The 5,630-nt window shown below is 40.2% G+C and carries 3 protein-coding genes and 1 pseudogene; 3 read left to right on the top strand and 1 reads right to left on the bottom strand.

Translation table 11 applies throughout. The features are described 5' to 3' along the window. The first annotated feature begins 467 nt into the window (after nucleotides 1-467). Nucleotides 468-2,693, top strand: coding sequence for an FdhF/YdeP family oxidoreductase (locus NJ959_RS24820; RefSeq protein ID WP_254014431.1), 2,226 nt, complete (start codon nucleotides 468-470; stop codon nucleotides 2,691-2,693). 255 nt (nucleotides 2,694-2,948) lie between these two features. Further along, complete coding sequence (locus NJ959_RS24825) at nucleotides 2,949-3,128, top strand: replication restart DNA helicase PriA (protein WP_254014432.1); 180 nt, start codon at nucleotides 2,949-2,951, stop codon at nucleotides 3,126-3,128. A gap of 209 nt (nucleotides 3,129-3,337) precedes the next feature. Here the strand turns inward: NJ959_RS24825 and NJ959_RS24830 are convergent, their stop codons facing one another. Continuing rightward, nucleotides 3,338-4,402, bottom strand: a complete 1,065-nt coding sequence (locus NJ959_RS24830; protein WP_254014433.1) for a tRNA dihydrouridine synthase — start codon at nucleotides 4,400-4,402, stop codon at nucleotides 3,338-3,340. Between the two features lie 176 nt (nucleotides 4,403-4,578). Between NJ959_RS24830 and NJ959_RS24835 the strand changes: the two are divergent. Beyond that, nucleotides 4,579-5,517 (top strand): annotated as a pseudogene (locus tag NJ959_RS24835) (glycosyltransferase family 2 protein); the annotation flags it as partial. Between the last annotated feature and the right edge of the window lie 113 nt (nucleotides 5,518-5,630).

A 5,630-nucleotide genomic window follows, 5' to 3' on the forward strand; every position in this document is an offset into this window, starting at 1 on the left:
ACTGGGATAATAATTTCAGTCCATTTTAATGGACTTGAGCTATTAGCCGTAGAATAAATTCTACGGCGGGTATGGACTTAAGCTATGAACCTTTGAATTACAGCGGTTCCCTCTCTTATGAGGTACAGTAGCAGAAATTAACAAACCAATTGCTTAAATGTTGAGGATCAATTAACTGTACCTCATTACTGCGAAAACCGCTGTATTAATATTGCCGCAAGTTGTAGTTGTAGGGTGGGCGCTCCCCGATATAACTCGAAAAGCTGATGATTACGTTAGGGGGGAGTGCCCACCCTACAGTTATTAATATTGCCGCAAGATCTCTGTTATATCACAGACAATTAAAAACGACTCGCCCCTATCAATCCTCCTCAACTCCTAAATTCCCCATAGATGATGACCCAGAAATTTCGATACCAAACAAATGGTAAATTAAAAACAGCCTAAACTTGAGACTATCTCCCACCATGTTACCTAAACCTACAAAAAACTGGACTCCCTCCCACTGGGCAAGCTGGAAACCCTTCGGTATTGGCGAACAATACCCTAATAATTACTGGGAAGTTTTTCGGGCTATTTGGGAAAATCGAGATCATCTACCTTATGCTTGGGATATTTTAAATGAAGGAGTCTGTGATGGTTGTGCTTTAGGTACAACTGGGATGAAAGATTGGACAACTGAAGGTATTCATGTTTGTCATGTCCGATTGCGCTTGTTGCGGATGAATACAATGCCCGAATTTTCACCTTACCTTCTGACATCTATTACTGAAATAAAACGGAAAAAAAGTGCCGAATTGCGGGAAATGGGCAGACTACCTTGCCCGATGATTCGCAAGCGAGGCGAGAAAGGCTTTCGGCGGATCAGTTGGGATGAAGCATTGGCAATAATTAGCGATCGCATTCCTATCTCCCAACCAGATAAATTAGGCGTTTACCTCACTAGTCGTGGCACGGTTAATGAAACCTATTATGCTGCACAAAAAGCAGTCCGCGCTCTCGGTACTAATAATATAGATAATGCGGCCAGAATTTGTCATTCTCCTAGTACCGCTGGATTAAAATCTGCTTTGGGTGTCGCGGCAACTACTTGTTCCTATAAAGACTGGATTGGTACTGATTTATTAGTCTTTATTGGTTCTAATGTTGCCAATAATCAGCCTGTTACTGTGAAATATCTCCACTGGGCAAAGAAAGCAGGTACAAAAATAGTTGTAATTAACACTTATCGAGAACCTGGAATGGAAAGGTATTGGGTTCCTTCCATTCCCGAAAGTGCTTTATTTGGGACTAGGTTTGCTGAAGATTTCTTTTTAGTTAACTTGGGTGGAGATATGGCTTTTCTGAATGGCACTCTCAAACAGATGATCGAACATGATTGGCTCGATCGATCTTTTATTGATAACTATACTACTACTTTTAACGAAGTAAAAACCTCTCTTGACAGCCAATCTTGGGCAGAATTAGAACGTATTTCTGGTGCATCTCGTGAAGATATGTATGCCTTTGCCCAAATGGTAGGAGAAGCTAAAAAAGCTGTATTTGTTTGGAGTATGGGCATTACTCAACATGAATGCGGTGAAGATAATGTTCGTTCCATTATTAACCTAGCACTTAGTAAAGGATTTGTGGGGCGAGAAGGCTGTGGTTTAATGCCAATTCGGGGACACTCTGGCGTGGAAGGTGGTGCGGAAATGGGATGCTATGCTACAGTTTTTCCTGGTGGCAAATCCATTACAGCAGAAAATGCGGCAAAATTAAGCCAACAATGGGGTTTTGATGTCCCCACTTCTCCAGGATTAACTGCGGCGGAAATGATTGATGCGGCCTATAATAGACAGTTAGATGTATTGTTTTCTGTAGGCGGTAATTTTCTGGAAGTTTTGCCACAACCTGACTATGTAGAAGAAGCATTAAAACGAGTACCTCTGCGAGTACATATTGATATTGTTTGTTCCAGTCAGATGTTAGTCGAACCTGCGGATACGGTAATACTTCTCCCTGCTACTACTCGTTATGAAATACCGGGAGGTGTAACAGAAACTAGCACGGAAAGAAGAGTTATTTTTAGTCCAGAAATTCCTGGTAATCGGATTAAGGAAGCCCGCCCAGAATGGGAAGTATTTCTGGAAATAGCAAGGCGGGTGAAGCCAGATTTAGCCGATAAATTACAATTTGAGACTACGGAAGCAATCCGTGATGAAATTGCCAAAGTTATCCCAATCTATGCGGGGATTCAACATTTGAAAGAGGCAGGAGATCAATTCCAATATGGTGGGAACCACCTCTGCTTTGGCTGGAATTTTCCGACACCGGATGGCAAGGCACATTTTTCTGTATTATCTCCATCTGAGAAAGAAGTACCAGAGGGTTATTTCTTTCTGACAACGCGCTGGGGTAAGCAGTTTAATAGTATGGTGCAGGAAAGGAAGGATTCTATTACTGGTGCTAGGCGAGATGCGGTGTTAATTAGTCGGGATGATGCGAAAAAGTTGGAGTTAAAAGAGGGCGATGGAGTATTATTAAAGAACGATTTAGGAGAATTAAAGGGGCGAGTTTATATTGCACCAATGAAACCAGGTAATTTACAGGTACATTGGCCAGAAGTTAATGTTTTATTAGATAAAAATAAGCGTTCTCCTGAAGTGGATATTCCTGATTATAATGCTTTAGTGCGTTTGGAAAAGAGTTAGGGAAAAATTTAGCTTGGGTGGAGGGATGGTGAAACCTAACAAGTCTTAATTGAGTTGGGTTCCCTTACGTCAACCCAACCTACAAATTGATATTTTACTGTACAGCTCACCTTTTATTTAAAGAAATATATCGAAAAGTAACGAAATGTTAAGATTATTCATCAATCCCTAACAAGTCAGGCTAGAATCATAACCTAGTTTAATAAGCCAGATTTATTTGTCTTATTTCTTAATAAATCGAAAAAAAGGTGTCAAATGCGCGTAACACAAAAAGTTCATTGCCCCAATTGCGGCAGTCAAGCCGAAAGACATTATTTCCTAAACACTCAGATAGTCCAAACTCAATGCTCAGTTTGCGATTATTTAATGATTAACTGTTCTAAAACTGGTAAAGTTGTGGAAGCTTATGCCCCTGGTATTTACGCACGTCGTTAGTTAGAGGATATTCTGTCTAGACTTGGCACTTCTATTTCATCTGATTTTTGCGATTGCCCCTCATTGAAATTAACACTTCAGAAACTATAGTAGGGTGCGTTACATAACGCACCCTACAGATAGCCTAACTGCGTAAGTCCTAGACAAATCTAAGAGATAAAGTTTTAATTCAAAATTCAAAAGTCTCTCCCCTATCCGCTCAAGTAGCTCTAGTTTGCCACTAATTCGGGAGTTGTCTCACAATTTGGACGAGCCACCACTCCCGGATACGGCTCTAAGGCAAATTCTCGATCCGGAAAAGTCAATAAATAGCGATCGCAAATTCCTAATATATCACTTTCGCTCTGTGCCAATCGCATCTCCCTTAAAAAAGCTCCGGCTCCGTCAACACTCTGCCCAATAAAGTTAAGATACTTCTTCATATAGTTAGCCCGCATCTTTTCTGGGAGTGTGGGCGCGATTGGAGTTAGACGCAATCGCTCAATGTAGTCGCGCACTTCAGCCAACGTTACCTTAGAAACGGGTTTACCGCTGAAAGATTCGCGGATTTGCTTAAAAATCCAAGGATTTCGGATAGCAGCACGCCCAATCATCACTCCTGCAGCACCTGTATTCTCCAAAACTATCCCTGCTGTTGTGGCAGATGTGACGTTACCATTAGCTAACACCGGGCAATTCACCTGTTGTGTAGCATGGGCAATCAAATCGTAATGGACAGCGCTATGATACTTTTCTTTAACAGTACGGCCATGTAAACTGAGTAAATCGATCTTATGGAGGTTAATTAGATCCAGGATATGCTCAAAGTTAGCTGTATCTTCAAAGCCAATCCGCATTTTAACAGTTAATAGCCCATCAATTGATTCCCTTAAACTTCCCAAAATGCGGTGAATCTTTTCGGGATCTCGCAAAAGTCCACCCCCGACGTTTTTCCGATATATTTTAGGGGCAGGGCATCCCATATTTAGATCGATCCCAGCAACTGGATACTGGTTTAAATCTTTAGCAATTCGTACTAAATCGGGAATACTCTCGCCAATCATCTGGGCGAAAACCGGACAACCTGTAGAATTTTCTGTAATCGAGCGGAGGATATTTTTATCTACGCTAGAATTGGCGTAAACGCGAAAATATTCCGTAAAGAAATAATCGGGACTGCCATAGTCAGCTATAATCCTCATAAATCGCCAGTCAGTTACATCCTGCATGGGCGCAAGGGCTGTCAATTTAAGTCCGGGATATAGAGGAGGAGGAAGTGTAGCGGATTCTGGCATTTATGGGGTTAGTTAGATTGTTCAGAAAAAAATCCGGTTTCTGCGTCACTCTTATAAATATACCATTACTGGACGATCGCGGATATAAGTTCTGTGGTAAGATACACCAGGCAGATCTGATTGGAAATTGATCGCCATCATGTCAACAACATACCCCAAAGAATCAAGAGACTACTAATAAAATGAATAAACCACTAATAACAATTGTTATGCCCGCTTACAAAGCTGAGGAATTTATTCTAGAAGCTTTAATGTCAGTCAAAGCCCAAACTTATACTGAATGGGAACTTATTGTGGTTGAAGATGGCTCTAAAGATTGCACAGAAGAGATTGTTAAAGACTTCGCCAGTAGCCTCGTTGAACGGAATATTCAGTATGTCCATCACTCCCAAAACCAAGGCGTGAGTGCAGCTAGAAATACAGCAATCAAATTAGCTAAAGGAGAATTTTTAGCATTCTTAGATTCCGACGATATCTGGAAAGAATATCATTTAGAATTATCAATCCGTGAGCTGCAATTATCAGGAGCTGATTTAGCTCATAGTGCAATTGAAGTTTTTAACAATAAAACTAGAAAAACGATAATTGTCATAAATCCTAGTGAAGAAGAAATAGCAGATTTTCCAAATAGTTTATTTAAAAGATGTTATGTGCTAATGCCTACAGTAGTAGTCAAAAGAAGCATTTTTCAAAAGTTAGGTTATTTCGATCAAAAAATAAAAATTGCCCAGGATTATGATTATTGGTTAAGAATAGTAGAGGCAGGGTTTAAATTTGTCTATGTACCCGGTATACATGCTCTGTATAGAAAAAATATTACTTCTTTAACTACCGATTTTACAAAGGTTTTAGAAGATCATTGTCTTGTTATCAGAAAGCATTCTAACTTGAAAATTATTCCACGGGAAACCAGAAATTATGCCATATCAAAATATCATGTGGAAGTAGCGCTGCGTAACTTAAAAAACGATCCCAAAAAATCTCTAGAATCTCTACTTTGGACGTTCCAATTTGCCCCTATAAGTTCTTTTAAAGAGTTAGTACGACGACTAGTCGATCCCGAATCTGCCAAAGAATGGATAGATTTTACACTCCCCTCGGATAACGATCAATAGAAGGATATTAAACCTATTATAGTTATAGCAGTCGATGAAGTCGGTTAGGACATTCTAAATTACTGAAACTCTTGATGTCATTTTCTTCTTCCCCTAGCCCCTAGCCCCTAGCC

The sequence above is a fragment of the Limnofasciculus baicalensis BBK-W-15 genome (genome assembly GCF_024178385.1).
GTDB lineage: Bacteria > Cyanobacteriota > Cyanobacteriia > Cyanobacteriales > Coleofasciculaceae > Limnofasciculus > Limnofasciculus baicalensis.

Excerpts from the sequence above, each read along its gene's own strand:
- NJ959_RS24820 (WP_254014431.1), top strand. The coding sequence starts at position 468 with ATGTTACCTAAACCTACAAAAAACTGGACTCCCTCCCACTGGGCAAGC.
- NJ959_RS24825 (WP_254014432.1), top strand. The coding sequence starts at position 2,949 with ATGCGCGTAACACAAAAAGTTCATTGCCCCAATTGCGGCAGTCAAGCC.
- NJ959_RS24830 (WP_254014433.1), bottom strand. The coding sequence starts at position 4,402 with ATGCCAGAATCCGCTACACTTCCTCCTCCTCTATATCCCGGACTTAAA.